The following is a 15,461-nucleotide window of genomic DNA, read 5'->3' on the forward strand; positions in this document are numbered from 1 at the left end:
GGCGTCCGGCATCGACATCGGCGGCCGGAGCGTGCTCTACGGTCCGTCCGGCGCCGACGAGGTGGAGCTCCTGCTGGCGCCGCACCCCGGTGCTCAGCCCCGGCCGATCGCCAAGGGCGCCTCGGGCGGAGAGCTGTCCCGGGTGATGCTCGCCGTCGAGGTGGTCTTCGCGGGCTCCGACCCGGTGCCGACCTATCTCTTCGACGAGGTCGACGCCGGTGTCGGCGGCAAGGCGGCCGTCGAGGTCGGCCGGCGGCTGGCGAAGCTCGCCAGGTCCGCGCAGGTCGTCGTGGTCACCCACCTGCCACAGGTGGCGGCCTTCGCCGACAGGCAGCTGCTGGTCGAGAAGACCGTGGACGGATCGGTGACCAGGAGCGGCGTCACGGTCCTGGAAGGCGAGGACCGGGTGCGGGAGCTCTCCCGGATGCTCGCAGGGCAGGAGGACTCGGAGACCGCCCGGGCGCACGCCGAGGAACTGCTGGAGACCGCACGGGCCGACGGCTGAGGGCTGGCCCTCAGCGACCCGCGAACGTCAATTTCGTGCCGCTCGCCTCACTCGTACGGGTGGGGCGGGCCGTCCCGCTGTCGCCACGAGGAGGGGAACAACGTTTCGTCAGTCCCGGAACGTGCGTACGGACTGGCATCCTTGGCGCTGTACATATCACCGACTCGGGAGCCCCGGGAGCCGATCAACGTGTCACAGCTGCGTACGGTCCAAGTCCTGGGCGGCGGCGCCGGAAGCAGCGCTCATGTCAGCTCGCTCGCCGCGGGGCTGGTCGCCAGAGGCGTGCAGGTCACCGTCTGCGCCCCGGCCGGTTCGGGCCGCGCCCACGGACTTCCCGCGACGGGCGCCCGCTTCGTCGCGGTGCCCCGGCGCAGCGACCCCGCGGCCGTCGCGGCCCTGCGCACCGCCTGCACCGGGGCGGACATCGTCCACGCCCACGGCCTGCATGCCGCCGTGCGCGCCGGGATCGCGCTCAGCGGCCGTGGCACCCCGCTGGTCGTGACCTGGCACACCCGCGCCCATGCCGAGGGCGCCCGCGGCCGTCTGCTGCGGATGCTGGAGCGACGGGCCGCCCGCGCGGCCGCCGTCGTGCTGGGCACCTCCTGGGAGCTGGTCGACCGGGCACGCCGCCGAGGCGCCAGGGACGCACGGCTCGCGCCGGCCGCGATCCCCGCGAGCCGTTTCGCCGCCGCCCCCGACGACGGCAAGGCCCGCGCCGAACTGGGCGCGGTCGGAAGGCCGTTGCTTGTGTCGGTGGCTCAGCACGGTCACGACACGCTGCTGGACGCGGCGCGCGAGTGGCGCGCGCTGGACCCCGCGCCCCTGCTTGCCGTCGTGGGGGAGGGGAACCGGGCCGGTGCCCTGCGGCGCCGGATCGCGGCGGAGGGGCTGCCGGTCGTCCTCGCCGGCGGCTCGGACGACATCGGTGAACTCCTCGCGGCCGCCGACATCGCCGTACTGTCGGGCCGGGGGGAGAGCGGGCCGCTGCTCGCCCGGGAGGCCCTTCGGCTCGGTATCCCGCTGGTCGCGGCCCATGCCGACGGACTGCATGAACTCGTCGGCGAGGCAGCAGAGTTGGTGCCGTACGGAGATGCCGAGGCGCTGGCCGGCGCCGTCGTACGGCTCCTCGGTGACCCCGGGCAGCGGCAGTTGCTCGCCGACTCGGGCCGCGCGCAGGCGGCGGGCTGGCCGACCGAGGACGACACGATCGCCCATGTGCTGTCCGTGTACGACGAGTTGGCTCAGCCCCTGACGGTCGCCGGCCGCGCCTAAGGGCTATCCCGTAATCCCCGGCGGGCGCACGACGACAGCTACGGCACCTCGCCGTGTTGTCGGATCGCCCGAATACGCCCAGTATGAGGACGCCCCTCCGCCTTGCGATGCACCGCATCCGACGCCGCGCGCTGATCCACCGGGCATTACGGGGCAGCCCTTAGGCTCTTTCGTTTGGATCAGGCCGGATCGGGCCGGATCAGTGAGCGGGGTCCGGTGCCGTGGATCGCAAGGCGGAGGAGGGAGGCATGCCTCCCTCCTCCGCCGACAACGCGGCGAGGTGCGGCACCAGGGCACGCGAGCCCGGCAAGATCCAGACGAGAGGCCCTAGACGTACGGGATCTTCACGACCGCCGCGTCCGTGCCGGTCTGCACCTGGGAGGTGGCGTTGCCCAGCGCGTTCCAGATCTCCAGGCGGACCGTGCCGCCCTTGAGGTCGCCCAGGCTTCCGGCCACCGCTGCGGTGCCCGCGGCCTGGGTGTATTCCTCCCACCCCGTGACCGGGTCGGTCGCGAAGTAGCGGAAGGTCTCGGTGCGGTCGAAGGTGCCGTCGCCGGTGAGGTCGTAACTGATCCTGACCTGTGGGGCGAGACCCACCTTCGTCCCCGCGTCGACCCGTAGGCGGAAGGCGGTGGACGTGCCCGCCGCGAGCGTCCCGTCGACCTTCTTGATCTCGTAGACCGCCGGCTTGTACGGCGTACCGTCCCGGTTGACGCCGTCGGCCGAGGCCAGCGTGTCGGCTCCGGCCGCGCCGTCCGTTGCGGTGGTGAGGGTGCCGCCGGACTTCAGCCGGAAGGTGTTGCCGGTGGACGGACCCGGCTCCTCGGGATCCGGGTCGCCGCCGCCGGTGCCCGTGCCGGTGGCCGTGGAGCGGGCCGGGACGGAGAGGGTCGCGCCGTCGGAGAAGGTGACGGTGCGGGCGGTGGAGTCGTAGTTGTGAGCGGCGTAGGTGCGGACGCCGTTCTTGGCGAACACTGCGGACGTCGGGATGTTCCCGCTGACCGTCAGATCGGGTGCGCCCAGGGTGTCGAGCGTGGTGATCCAGTGGTACGTGTGCGCCTTGGACTCGCCCTGCTCCGGGGTGTAGCCCGCGTTGCCCGCGTCCCACTTGGCCTTCGCCGCCGCAGGATCGGCCAGCGACTCGAACTGCCACAGGAGGTCGCGCCACTCGACGGCCGGCCCGCCGTTCTCCCGCTCCATCTCGGCGATGTTGCGCTTGACGGCGGCCTTCTCGCGGGCCAGGTGCAGTGAACCGCCGGTGACAGGGAGGACGTTGATGCCGTGGATCTCCTCCGGGTTCGCGGTCCACCAGGTGGAGTACGCGCCGCCGCTGCCCCACACCATGCCGACCGTGTCGTGCCCGAAGGAGCCCGGGAAGACCTGCTGGTCGGCGTCGAACCAGTACTGCGTGATCGCTTCCGACTCGGTGGTCAGCAGGTAGCTGCCGAGGTCGCGCAGCCCGGTGTCACCCGTCGCCGCACCCCACAGGACGAGGCCCGCGCTGAGGTTGATGGACTCCGAGGAGGACTCCTGGTTGTTGCCCGCCGCGAAGCCCTGGTGGCCGGAGGCCCAGCTGTGGCCCGCGTACACGTCGAAGCCGCGCAGGAACGGGTACGCGGTGTCCGTGCGGCTGGGGTTGGCCGAGTCCCGCACCAGGGTCTTGACCATGGTGCCCCAGGCGGAGTCGGCGGCCCACGCCTGGTCGTACTGGGCGACGATCGCCGCCGCGTACACGTAGTAGCTGTAGTGGAAGTGGTGGTCGTTGAGCTCGGTGTCGCTGCCGTACGAGGCCGGGTAGCCGGTGAGCGTCTTCCAGTCCTTGTCGTAGCTGAACTCGCTGGCCCCGCCCGCCGTGAACCACTCCTGCAGCCGGCCCTTCATCAGGCCGAGGAGCTTGTCCCGGATGCCCGTCTGGCCGATCTGGTCGGCGACGGGCACCAACTGGGCGAGGCGGCCGAGCGCCTTGCCGGTCCAGTAGGTGTCACTGGCCCCGGAGAACGGGTCGGAGGCGTTCGCCACCTCGTTCAGGTATCCGGTCAGCCGGGCCTTGTCGACCCCGCTGGACGCGGGCAGGGCGGGCACCACGCCCTGGTTCTTCTGGCTGGTGGTGAAGGAGGCGGACTCCCGCACCTTCATGGTGCCGCGCGGGGAGACGTACGTGTACGGCGTGAGCGCGTCGGAGGTGTGCAGCCACTGGTGGCGGTACAGCGCCTGGAGCGTGCCGCGTTCGGTGCCCTCCTTGGCCTCCGTGGTCAGGCTGTAGGTGGCCTTGACCGTGCCGCCGGTGGACTCCCAGGCCACCTTGGATCCGGTGACGAAGCTGAAGGCGTACTTCCGGTAGGTCGCGAGAGCGTCCGTGGACGGCAGCACGGCGAGCGAGAAGTAGTCCTTGCCGCCGAGCCCGGCGGTGATCGCCGTGCCGGAGACGTTCCAGTCGCTGCCGGTCGGGGCGAACAGCGCGTAGTGGTGGCCGGCGACCGTGATGCCGAGGACGTTGCCGTTGTCCGCGAAGACGGTCGGGGTGCCGGCCGTGGTGATCCGGGCGTCACCGCCGGAGCCCTTGGCGTACACGAAGGGCATGCCGTGCCCGATGGTCGTGCGCAGGGTGCGGGTGCCGTCCGACCAGTAGGGGGTGACGGTCCAGTCGGACCAGTCGTCGGCCTTGGTGTCCGGGGAGTTGAGGCCGTTGAGTCCGACGGTGAGGTCGGCCTTGTGGGCGTACTCGTACTGGCGGCCCTCCCCGACGACCGCGGGCGTGGTCGGGTAGCCGACCTCCAGTCCGCCGGAGGTGGCCTGGTAGGTCAGCGGGTGTCCGTACATCGGGGTGGAGTACGGATTGTCGCCGTACCGCTGGTAGGCGAGAGAGGACCACCAGTCGTTGGTGGGGACCGGCTTGCCCTTCGCCGACGCCGTGACCTTGGGCGTGACGGGGGCGCCGGTGTTGGTGGTGGGGCCGGAGGTACCGGCGGGCCGGCTGTCGGTGTAGCTGCCGGAACCTGCGGGGATGGTGGCGGCCGCCGCCGGGGACGCGGCAGGTCCCAGTCCCACGGCTGCCAGGGCGATGGCCAGGATCGTCGCCGCTGCGGGTCTGGAGAGGGAGGCTTGCATGGGCAGCACCTCGTCACGTGGGGGACAGAGAGCGCCTGAGAGCGCTCTCATGTGCCACGGAACGTAAAACCTTTGAAACGTAAGTGTCAATAGAGCTGACACGGTGGGGAGTTGGGCGTAACGCAAAGTCGCCATGCATTCGAGACTTGACCGGGGGAAGGGTGCCGGGAGGCGCGCCGTGGCCAGGTTGTGAGGGCGCGGGTACCCGTACGGACCGGATGGCGCTTCCCGCCCTTGAGTGCGTATGCGCCCTTGCGGCCGGGTGGTGGAGCAACTGCTGGAGCCCGGTGCGGGAGAGCGGCGACCTGTTGCACAAGGTGATCAGCGCGGCCGGTCCCGACGAGACCGGCGTCAGGACGTCGGCGGTCGTGCTGCGTGCCTTGACGGAGCGGCACTTCGGAAGATGTCCCGAGGCGATCGCACTCCTGCGTCGCGAGCGCGTCGTTGGCGGTGATGCCTGCCGCGTCGACCAGGAAAGCGATGACGAACAGGATGGCCGCGGCCATGCCGGGGGTAGGGGAGTGAGGAGAGCGGAGTGAGGGAGAGCCGATGGCGAAGGACACGTCGCTGCGCGCGATGGGATGGGCGCAATCGTTTCCGGTGTCGCAAGGGGTGCGGGCCGGCCGCCGGTGGACGCGGGAGCACCTGGCGTCCCTGGAGTGGACCAACGACGCCCCCGAAGTGGTGGACGCGATACTGCTCAGTGTCTCCGAGCTGATCACCAACGCGCACGTGCACGCGCACAGCGACGCCCAGCTGGTTCTCACCTGGGACAGCCACTGCCTGCACGTGAGTGTCCACGACTCCGATCCCCTGCCCCCCGCCAAGCAGCCCGAAGACCTCACGACGACCGGGGGGCGCGGACTGGCCATCGTCGACGCGCTCGCCGACGGCTGGGCCACGCATCCGCAGGCGTCGGGCAAGACCGTCACCGCGTGCTTCGTACCACCGGGCGCTCCGAAGCCTCGGCATGGCGGGGACGTCAGCTGAGTCCGGGCGGAAGAGACCCGGAGCTTCCGGCCGGAGGGCACCCTCCACGCCGAGACGGACCGGTTCCTGCGCGGCCATGACGGCTCGGGCGCACAGAAGGCATACGCGTACTACCTGGTGGACCATCTGCGAAGGCCGGAGTGCCTGGCCTGCGGCACACCGAGCTCCTGCGGCCGGTATACGGGTTCGCCGCCTGCCGCTCCGGGGACAGGCCCCCACCCCGCGGATACCTCCTGCTTCGCAGGTACCGTGACGATCACAGCCTGTCTGGCCCACCACGGCACCACACCTGCAAACTCGGTGGACGCTCCCGGCAGCCGATGAACCTGGAGACATCGGCAGCCTGCCGTACGTTGTGTTGTGCGGTCGTGCCGCGATGGGACTGCCGGATCGAGAGAGAGGCGGGATGATGCGGGAAGCGCCCATCACCTCCGAGGATGTATCCACGGAACAGCGAGCGGTCCGGTACGAGTGGACGACGGTCGCCAGCGCGCTTGTGAACGGCGTGCGCGTCGCCGATGCCGTGCGTGCGTGGGCGGAGGACCCGGGCGACGGTGGACGCTGGCTCGGCGGGTGGACATCGGAGAACGGCGAACTCGGACGCATCTGGGTCTTGCGGTCGTTCGCGGACGAGGAATCTCTCCTGGCCGCTCGTCACGCCATGCGGCTGGGTGGGCATCCACTCTCGGGGACCGGTGAGGTCACCGGCATCGATGTCGCCAGTTTCGCCGGGTTGCCGATGATGCCGAAGGTGGAGGTGGGAGCGCTAGGGCCTGTGTACGAGATCCGTGACTACACGCTCGTTCCCGGCGGTCTGCCTGGGACGATCGAGGGCTGGCGCAGAGCACTCCCGAAGCGTGACCCGGTCGACCCGGTCTCGGTCGTGATGTACGCACTCGACGGCCCCGAACGCATCGTGCATGTATGGCCCTTCAGCGGCCTCGACGAACGCGTGCGCATCCGGCGGGAACTCTACGCAGAAGGCACCTGGCCGCCGCCCGGTGCGCCTGAACTCATTGATCGCGCGACCTCGGCGATCGCTTGGCCGATCCCGGGCTCGCCTCTGACGTGATGCGCCGATCCATCGGACCGGCCTGAGTCCGGCGCACCACGACCATGGGATCAGCTGCTGGGTACACCCGCCGAATGATCCGGCCTGCGCCACAGACAGCTACCCGTGTTTCTCGCGGCAGGGCTTCATCGTGTGCGGTTCGGGAGCGGCCCTGGGCCCCATGTTCGTCACCCGCTTTGCTCTGCCGTACTGCCTTGCGGCTAGTTTGTACGCAGGACAGGTAAACAGGCCCGTGGCGGCAGAGGTGCACGGGGGACGGGAGGTCGGGAAGTGTCGCTGCGCGGAGATGATCCAGCCGAGATCGGCGGCTATCCGCTTGAGGCGCGGCTCGGCTCGGGTGGCATGGGCACGGTCTTCCTGGCCCGTACGAGCTCGGGGCGACCTGTCGCGATCAAACTGATCCACCAGCAGTTCGCGGGGGACGACGAGTTCCGCATCCGTTTCCAGCAGGAGGTGGCGGCCGCGAGACGGGTGAGCGGTGCGTTCACCGCCGCCGTGGTCGACGCTGCCCCTGAGGCCGAGCGGCCCTGGATGGCGACGACCTATATCGAGGGGCAGACGCTTGCCCAGCGCATCGCGACGAAGGGCCCGCTGAACGGAGCGGAGCTCAGGAGGCTTGCCATCGGACTGGCGGAGGCGCTGCGCGACATCCACCGGGTGGGGGTCGTCCACCGTGACCTGAAGCCGTCGAACGTCGTGCTCTCGCCCGAGGGCCCGCGCGTCATCGACTTCGGCATTTCGCGCGCCGTGGACCAGCAGACGCTGACGATGACGGGGCGGGTCATCGGAACGCCGCCCTTCATGTCGCCGGAGCAGTTGCAGGCGCCGCGTGGTGTGGGGCCGCGGTCCGATGTCTTCTCCCTGGGGACGCTGCTGGTGTACTCGGCGACGGGCCACGGGCCCTTCGACGCGGACAGCCCATACATGACGGCGTATCAGGTGGTGCACGAGGAGCCGTCGCTGGGTGCAGTGCCGGGGGCTTTGCGCGCGGTCGTCGAGTCGTGCCTGGACAAGGAGCCCGAGGGGCGACCCTCGGCCGACGAACTCCTCGTGCTGCTGCGGGACCTGCCGGCCGACCTCGGTGGGACCGACGCGAACGAGGTTGGCGCGGGCCGCACCCGCGACATGATCACCCAGCATCACTTCGCGGCACCGGCCACCCCGGCGCCGAATGCCCCGACCACCGCCCCGGCGGGTCCCGGCACAGGGAGCACCGGCACCCTCATCGGCCGCCGTCTGCGTCGCCGATGGCGTCCGGTGCTCGCGGCCGCGGTCGCGGTGGCAGCGATCGGCGGGGGAGTCGCCGCGATGCAGGCCGGCGGCTTCGGCGGGCACGGCGGCGGCGACAAGGGCAACAGTGTCGCGGCCCCCGGTGCCACACTTCCGGACGGCTTCGAGCCGTGGCGCAAGACCGTGCAGGGCGGTCGCGAGGACATCCCCGACGAGCTGCGTTGCGTCGCGCGCGGCGACGCGCTGTTCTGCGGGGGCGGCGGTGTTGTTGCGACCCGTATCAAGGCCCTGGACGGCTCGCGGGTATGGACGGCGAAGAGCCCGGGCGTCCCCGTCCAGGGCATGCACATGGTCGGCGCCACCGACGACACGGTGCTCGGTTACCGCTTCGCCGCCGAGGACGCACCGCAGGATCCCCCCAGCGAAGTGGTGGCCATCGACGCGAAAAACGGCCGGGAGCTGTGGTCCGTGCCGTCCGGCGCCCAGTCGATGGCCGTCACGGGTCGGAGTCAGGATGCCATTGTGTTCGGCTCCGCCGTCGTCACGGTCGACGCTTCCACCTCCCGCTTCGAGGCCCGGGACGCGCACAGCGGTGAGGTCACCTGGACGACGTCGTTCCCCGCTGGTAAACAGTGCGCTCCCGTCCCGGTTGGCCCACAGCTCTTCGCGATGTGCGCGACGGGTCTGGAGGTGGATGCCTCAGAGGTGCGCCACCCCACCCTGTACACGGTCGACCGCGCCTCGGGGACACTGGGCAAACCCATCGCGGTCAACGGCCCCGCCGTGCCGATGGGCGTCGCCGACGGCAGGCTCGTACTCCTTCAGGTGCACATGGAAGGAACGGCGCTGGCCGGGTACGACGGGGTAGCGCGGGTCGACCCGACCTCGCGGAAGGTCACGTACTCCCGACTGGCCAAGACATACGCGGGCACGCCCGGCATGGCGGACGGCACCGTCTACGTGAGCGGGCAGACCGGCCTCGTCACGGCGCTCGACCCCGTGACCGGCCGGAAGAAGTGGTCGCGGCAGACGGGCGTGGAAGGTGCGTCGGGTCCTGTCGCGGGAGCCGACGCGCTGTATTTCAGCTCGGCCACCGGCCGGGTGGTCGCGCTGTCGCCGTCCGGTGGCAAACCCCTGTGGTCAACAGATCCGCGGGCCGATGGTCTGACGGGCGAGCAGGGCGCAAGCCCGCGCGTGACCGTCGCGGGGCGTGCGGTGGTCGTGGCCGCGGCCAACAACACTCTCTTCGCCTTCGACGCGCAGAAGCCGCCGAAGTCGGGCTGACTCCGGCGGCACCGGACGCCGCCCGCCTTCCTCGCCGTGCCCATACCGCAGCGGCTCACTCGGTGGCATACGCAGTTGGGGCGCACCTCGTGTGAGTGTGGCGCCCGTAGCGTTTCTGGGCCTGACGCAGCGGGGAGCAGGTCATCGCGCTGCGCGAGTACCCCGTGGAGTGACCCCTTCGGGGCCGTGCCAGTCCAGGATGAGGACAGTGGCGTCGTCGTTGAGGTTGCCCCGGCAGGCATCCAGTACCGCTGTGGTCAGCGTCCGGACGGCCTCCCTGGGGTGCGAGGCACGGGTCTCGCTCACGAGAGCGGCCAGATCTACAGCCGCGGCACCGCGTTCCTGCATGCCGTCAGTGAGCAGGACCAGGCGGTCGCCGGGTTGCAACTGAAGCTTCTGGAGCCGGTAGGAGGTGGGCGCTGCGACGCCGAACGGCAGATTGACGGCGAGCTGGACCTCCTCGGCTTCGGCAGCACCGTCCCGCAGGCGCAGAGGCCAGGGATGTCCCGCGTTGACCAGTTCGCAGGTGCCCGTCTCGAGGCGGATGCACAACAGCTGTCCGGTGGCCAGCCCACGACCGTGGCGCAGCAGGGCCTCGTGAGCGCGATGGGCCTGATTGAGCGCGTCGCAGCCTGTGCGGCGGGCTCCGCGCAACGCACCCGTGACCAACGTGGCCAGCAGGGCGGAGTCGGTGTCGTGGCCCATGGCATCGGTGATGGACAGGTGCAGGGTGTCCCGGTCGAGGGTGTAGTCGTAGGTGTCGCCGCCGATGTCGTCGGCCGGGACAAGACCTGCGGCAAGGGTGAACTGGGGAGCCTCGCAGCAGGAGGCCGAAGGCAGCAGCTGATGCTGGATCTCGGCGGCCAGGCTGGTCCGAGTGGTGCGGCGGCCGGCGTGGTACAGGTCCGTGAAGCGCCTGTCCGTGACGATGATGTAAGCCAGCGCATGGGCTGCGTCGCTGATCTGCCCGAGCACGGCGTCATCGGCGTACTGCAGTGTCACCTCCAGCAGACCGATGCAGTCGCCGCGATTGCTCACCGGCGAGATCACGCGCCGTCCGCCCTGACCATCCGGTTCCACGTGCTGGTGCTGGCGGCGGAGGACCGTGTCGTAAATACTGCCCTGCAAGTCGATCGGTTCCGCAGCGTCCGCCATATCTCCCTCGGCGGGCGCGGTCAGGCGCAGCAGCCGCTGCTCCATGAGATCGACGAAGAGGAACGACACACATTCCGCTCCGAAGCGCTTGCGCAGATCGTGCGCGACCACGCCGACGGACTCCCCGGGCGGCGCGGACTCCGCTGCGGCCAGAAGCTCGCCAAGTTCCAGATCTCTGCCATCCATGGCAACCTCCCATCGTCTGTCGCCACTTATTCCCCGGTTTTCGTCAACCTCACCCGTACGTCCGTCACGCACGGCGCGGCCCTCACAGCCGCTCTCGCCACGCTGATCACGAGGCTGCGCTCGCGCCTTGTGCATCCGCTCCGTGCCGGCCCGCCTCGGGCTCCGTTCCGATGGGCTGCGAGCGGATCGCCGAGGTCGCGGGGTCGGGCCGCGCAAAGTGGGACGGGGGCCCGTGTCTGCGACGGCCGCATGAGCCGTCCCGTACGGCGGGAGGCCGGCGAGGAGGGGCAGCTGGATGTGGGCGAGCCGGAAACGGCCTCTCGCCGAACCTCGTGTGTGTGTCCGGGCCGCAAAGGGCGGCAACCGTGCCGGAATTGCGCCCACGGTCACCGCCGGTGAACGCGATAGCCCCCGCGCCCCCTCCTCCGTTCCGGCGGAACGGGGCCACGACCCGTCACCGGTGCACTGAGTGGGGGCGCGGGGGCGTTCACCGCCGCAGTCACCGGCCTCGGGCCGAAGTGTGCGACGAATGACTCCGCGCAGACGTCATTTACTTCACGGTGCGGTCGAATGCCTGATGCTGGACCGGTCTTCCTCTGCACGGCCCGTAAATGGCCGCATTCGCCACGCGCCCAGCTTCGATGCCGCATCGTCGCAGGGAGAGCCCGTTCCGCCGGAGCCGGGCCCTCCCGGTCAGCAGAAGGTCAGACGCGGTCCGCCGCGATGAGGAGGTACTGGAACGACCCGTCCTTGTAGGAGTTGATGAACGCGTCCTCGATTCCCGTGACGAGCGAAGACGTGGCCCGCAGCTCCCAGTAGGGAAGAGTGTCGGGGGTGAGGTCGACGACGGCCTGCGGCACGAGGCGATTGTCGGCCATGGCACGCAGGTACTCCCGGCGCGAGTGGATGTTGCACTCGAAGTGCGCGTTGATCTGCGAGACCCACTTCGAGGGCTGGCCGTACCGCGGGTTCCAGCAGCCGGTGATGGTCACGTAGCGACCGCCGACCTTGAGCATGCGGGAGTGTTCGGCGAAGAGGTCGTGCAGGTCGACGTACATGCTCGACTCGTTGTTCCACGATGCCGCGGCCGACCCGGTCTCGAAGGGCGTGGCGAGCATGTTGCAGACGCGGGCGCGGACGTGCTCCTGGATACGGAGTTCGCGAGCACGGCCGTTGGCGAAGTCGGCCTGCTTGGCCGACAGCGTGACACCTTCGACCTTGCATCCGAAGCGCTGGTGCGCCATCACCATCGAGCCGCCGCGGCCACAGCCGGCGTCCACCAGCGTGTCGTCAGATCCGATGTCCCCGAGGTGCCCCAGGAGGAACTCGGCCTGCGCCGACTCCAGTCGGTGGAGCTCGGCGATCAGCTTCTTCTCGCTCGCGCTGTCCTCGGGGTCGCCGAGTGCGGCGTGGTCGACTTCACCGATGCCGTAGTGGTGGTGGTAGAGACCGTCGACATCGCCGAGACGCAGGTTCACGGGCCTGGCCTCTCCATCCCAGTAGCGGGCGATATCCCCCTGGTAGGGCGATGCCGGGCGGGGGATGCGCAGGGGCGTGGAGGTGGCGGTGAGCTCGGTGTTGGTCACGGATGATTCCATTCTCTTACCAGAAATCGGGCAGGCTGTAGCGATAGGTGTTGGACTGGTGCCAGTGGTGGTTGCCGTCGACCCAAGCGGCCACTCCTCGCAGGAAGCGGCTCACGTTCGGGGCGGGACAGGCGGCGGCCAGGGCCGAGGCTTCGGTCTCGAAGTCGTGCATGAGGTCGTTGTGGACCTCGACCGACTTCAGATAGGCGTCCCGGTCGGAGAGGCCCTCACGTTCGGCGATCACCACGGGCAGGTTCAGGTGCTGGCCGGGAGAGTCGAGTTCCTTGGTGTACGAGTACAGGTCGTTCACGATGGTCGTCGCGTTCCCCGCGAGAGCGATGACCTTCTGCATGGCGGCCTGGGCGTGCAGGTCCGCCGGCAGTTCGTAGCCGCCGACGGTGTCGGTGATGGTCGGGCAGGGGCGGAAGTTGTTGAACTGGCGCATCGCCAGGTACTCCCACACCTCCGGGACGTGATCCAGCTGGGCCCAGGCCGCCTCGGCGAGGTACCCCATGTGGAGCCGCGCCATGTCGTGCCGCAACCGGTCCGCCTGCGAAGGGCTGGCCGCCTCGACGAAGTACTCCATGGCGGAGCGGTAGGCACGCCGAGGCGCGTCCGCATGGAGCGACTTCGCCCACTGCGGCTGGTACTCCTCCGTCGTGTACAGGGGGTCGAGGGCTGTGTGCGCCAGCAGAAGACGTTCGCCGAGGCCGACGGGCGAGCCTCCGTGGTCCTCGCAGTAGCAGTCGTCCACCGCGTTCTCGGCCACCATCAAGCGGGTGGCGAGCATCAGGTGGTCGACGGTGGGCGCGTCCGGATGGCAGCCGACCATGTAGCGGCCCACGGAGAAGCCGTCGAACTGCTCCTCCCAGTCCTCCGGATACAGGGTGACCTCGTCCAACGCCCAGGACTTGATCCTCCTGCTGACCTCCTCGACCCGCGCCGGGTCGGGCTCGGGCACCGGGTGGTGGTAGAGGCCCGGGACGGGCCTGCCTTCCTCCGCACCCGCCGGCGGGTGCGAGGGCTGCGGCGGCTCCTCCCGCAGGATCAGGCGCAGGCCCGCCGTGCCCAGGCCGCTGGGGCCGCGCAGGATCCGATCCAGGTGGGGGGCCGGCGCCGGCACCTCGGCGGCCGGGATACCGAGGGCAGGCGGGGCGGATACGGAGATCGTGGGCGGGGCGGGCAGGGAGGGCGCGTAGGCCGGGCCGCCGGTTACGGCCTTGATATCGCAGGCGCGGTCAGGGGCGGAGGCGAGTACGTGCGCCCCGAAGTGGGATACGGCCTCCGGCAGGCTCGACTGTGGCGGTGGCAGCTCAGGCGCGGGCATCCATGGCTCCTTGGTGGGGTGGGTCGCTGTCCCGAAGCCCTCCGGGCACGCGCGTCCGCCCGGAAGGCTCCCGGGGTGTCGCACCGTGCCTTGCGGGCTGGGCCCGCTACCTGGGCCAGCGGGCGATCTGAACGTTCTCCATCACGCCGACCGCGTCCGGCACGAGGATGGCGGCGGAGTAGTAGGTACTGACGAGGTAGGACGTGATCGCCTTCTCGTCGAGGCCCATGAAGCGGACCGACAGGCCGGGTTCGTACTCGTCCGGCAGTCCGGTCTGGTGCAGACCGATGACGCCCTGGTTCTCTTCGCCGGTACGCATGGCAAGGATCGAGCTGGTCTTCTCCTTCGTCACGGGGATCTTGTTGCAGGGGAGGATGGGGACCCCGCGCCAGGCCGGGACCTGCTGACCGCCGAGGTCGACGTGGTCCGGACAGATCCCACGCGAGTTGAACTCACGTCCGATGGCCGCGATGGTCCGCGGGTTCGCGAGGAAGAACTTGGTGCCGCGGCGTCGACAGAGCAGCTCGTCCATGTCGTCCGGGGTCGGCGGTCCGGAATGAGTCTGGATGCGCTGCTTGAAGTCGGCGTTGTGGAGCAGGCCGAACTCCCTGTTGTTGATCAGCTCGTGCTCCTGGCGCTCGCGCAGCGCCTCGATGGTGAGCCTGAGCTGCTCCTTGGTCTGGTCCATGGGCCCGTTGTAGAGGTCGGCGACCCTCGTGTGGATCCGCAGAATGGTCTGGGCGACCGAGAGTTCGTACTCGCGGGGTTTCAGCTCGTAGTCGACGAAGGCGCCGGGCAGTTCGTGCTCGCCGATGTGGCCGGCCGACATCGCGATCTCCGCCTCACCGCGATGGTTCTGACGCCGGCGGGAGAGCGAGGAGAACTCTTCGAGGTGGCCCCGGAGGCCCGGAGCCGCGGACAGCACGGCCGCGAAGTCGGAGCGCGACAGGGTGAGCAGCGTGCCCGAGGTCTCGGCGGTGGCGGTGTGCTCCCACCGGGCGTCCTCGTCCAGCAGAACGTTCTCTCCGAACCGGTCGCCATCGGCGAGTACGTCCAGGACGACCTCGTCGCCGTAACTGCCGACGGAGGTCTGGCCGATGCGACCGTGGGCGATCAGGTAGAGCTTGTCCGCGGGCGTCCCGCGCTCCACCAGCGTCTCGCCGATGCGGAAGTCGTGTTGTACGCACCGGTCGGCGATGGCAGTCAGCACCTCCACGTCGTCGAAGCCGCGCAGCAGGGCCAGTTCACCTAGTTCGCGGGGAATCACCCGCACGTTCGCGCCGTCCTGGACGAACTCCACACTCCCGTCGCCGACGGTATAGCTCAGGCGACGGTTCACCCGGTAGGCCCCGCCCTGGGTCTCCACCCAGGGGAGCATGCGCAGCAGCCAGCGGGAGGTGATCTCCTGCATCTGCGGTGCGGACTTGGTCGTGGTGGCGAGGTTGCGGGCAGCCGCCGTGCCCAGGCTGGACTGCCGGGGCAGCTCCAGCTGTGCTTCCGGGCTCGAGTCAACAGTCATCGGGCGAGCTCTCCTTGGTCAGGGCGGTGACGCGCGTATATGGACGCCATCGGGCAGAAGGAGCGAAAGGGGGTATGTGAACGGGAACCCGTCCAGATGTAGAGGAACACTAGTGGCCTCTTCGCCCCCTGGACCAAGGGAAGTCGCTGACATTAACTCGATACGATGATCGCGTCCGCAGGATGTTTGTCCGGGTACCGACGTGATTCAGCCGCGACTGGCGGCGT

9 protein-coding genes and 1 pseudogene are annotated in these 15,461 nt (G+C 69.8%); 5 read left to right on the forward strand and 5 right to left on the reverse strand.

Going from position 1 to position 15,461, the window contains the following annotated elements; translation table 11 throughout:
* Together ACFWFI_RS05720 and ACFWFI_RS05725 are read left to right on the forward strand one after the other, a co-directional pair.
* Positions 1–505: pseudogene (locus tag ACFWFI_RS05720) on the forward strand (DNA repair protein RecN); the annotation flags it as partial.
* 189 nt (positions 506–694) lie between these two features.
* On the forward strand, positions 695–1,777 hold the full coding sequence (locus ACFWFI_RS05725; RefSeq protein ID WP_387385903.1) for a glycosyltransferase family 4 protein: 1,083 nt from the start codon (positions 695–697) through the stop codon (positions 1,775–1,777).
* 327 nt (positions 1,778–2,104) lie between these two features.
* Here the strand turns inward: ACFWFI_RS05725 and ACFWFI_RS05730 are convergent, their stop codons facing one another.
* Positions 2,105–4,885, reverse strand: a complete 2,781-nt coding sequence (locus ACFWFI_RS05730) for a glycosyl hydrolase (RefSeq protein WP_387385905.1) — start codon at positions 4,883–4,885, stop codon at positions 2,105–2,107.
* A gap of 549 nt (positions 4,886–5,434) precedes the next feature.
* Between ACFWFI_RS05730 and ACFWFI_RS05735 the strand changes: the two genes are divergently transcribed.
* The 3 genes from ACFWFI_RS05735 to ACFWFI_RS05745 all read left to right on the forward strand — a co-directional run bounded on the left by ACFWFI_RS05735 (position 5,435) and on the right by ACFWFI_RS05745 (position 9,461).
* Positions 5,435–5,875, forward strand: a complete 441-nt coding sequence (locus ACFWFI_RS05735; RefSeq protein WP_387385907.1) for an ATP-binding protein — start codon at positions 5,435–5,437, stop codon at positions 5,873–5,875.
* Between the two features lie 376 nt (positions 5,876–6,251).
* Complete coding sequence (locus ACFWFI_RS05740; RefSeq protein WP_387385910.1) at positions 6,252–6,947, forward strand: NIPSNAP family protein; 696 nt, start codon at positions 6,252–6,254, stop codon at positions 6,945–6,947.
* A gap of 270 nt (positions 6,948–7,217) precedes the next feature.
* Positions 7,218–9,461, forward strand: a complete 2,244-nt coding sequence (locus ACFWFI_RS05745) for a serine/threonine-protein kinase (RefSeq protein ID WP_387385912.1) — start codon at positions 7,218–7,220, stop codon at positions 9,459–9,461.
* 141 nt (positions 9,462–9,602) lie between these two features.
* Here the strand turns inward: ACFWFI_RS05745 and ACFWFI_RS05750 are convergent, their stop codons facing one another.
* The 4 genes from ACFWFI_RS05750 to ACFWFI_RS05765 form a co-directional block, all read right to left on the reverse strand.
* Entirely contained in the window at positions 9,603–10,802 is a 1,200-nt protein-coding gene (locus ACFWFI_RS05750) for a PP2C family protein-serine/threonine phosphatase (protein ID WP_387385914.1), read from the reverse strand.
* A gap of 704 nt (positions 10,803–11,506) precedes the next feature.
* Positions 11,507–12,388 carry a geranyl diphosphate 2-C-methyltransferase gene (locus ACFWFI_RS05755; protein WP_387385916.1) on the reverse strand — a complete coding sequence of 294 codons (882 nt, stop codon included), beginning with the start codon at positions 12,386–12,388 and terminating at the stop codon, positions 11,507–11,509.
* A gap of 16 nt (positions 12,389–12,404) precedes the next feature.
* The gene (locus ACFWFI_RS05760) at positions 12,405–13,715 is read right to left on the reverse strand and encodes a family 2 encapsulin nanocompartment cargo protein terpene cyclase (RefSeq protein ID WP_387385918.1); all 1,311 of its coding nucleotides are present in this window, start codon (positions 13,713–13,715) and stop codon (positions 12,405–12,407) included.
* 106 nt (positions 13,716–13,821) lie between these two features.
* Complete coding sequence (locus tag ACFWFI_RS05765; RefSeq protein ID WP_387385920.1) at positions 13,822–15,234, reverse strand: family 2B encapsulin nanocompartment shell protein; 1,413 nt, start codon at positions 15,232–15,234, stop codon at positions 13,822–13,824.
* Positions 15,235–15,461 lie beyond the last annotated feature (227 nt).

The organism is Streptomyces sp. NPDC060209 (assembly GCF_042728155.1).
Classification (GTDB): Bacteria; Actinomycetota; Actinomycetes; order Streptomycetales; family Streptomycetaceae; genus Streptomyces.

Coding starts and splice junctions, on each gene's coding strand:
- ACFWFI_RS05760 (WP_387385918.1), bottom strand. CDS start 13,715: ATGCCCGCGCCTGAGCTGCCACCGCCACAGTCGAGCCTGCCGGAGGCC.
- ACFWFI_RS05750 (WP_387385914.1), bottom strand. CDS start 10,802: ATGGATGGCAGAGATCTGGAACTTGGCGAGCTTCTGGCCGCAGCGGAG.
- ACFWFI_RS05765 (WP_387385920.1), bottom strand. CDS start 15,234: ATGACTGTTGACTCGAGCCCGGAAGCACAGCTGGAGCTGCCCCGGCAG.
- ACFWFI_RS05730 (WP_387385905.1), bottom strand. CDS start 4,885: ATGCAAGCCTCCCTCTCCAGACCCGCAGCGGCGACGATCCTGGCCATC.
- ACFWFI_RS05735 (WP_387385907.1), top strand. CDS start 5,435: ATGGCGAAGGACACGTCGCTGCGCGCGATGGGATGGGCGCAATCGTTT.
- ACFWFI_RS05740 (WP_387385910.1), top strand. CDS start 6,252: ATGGGACTGCCGGATCGAGAGAGAGGCGGGATGATGCGGGAAGCGCCC.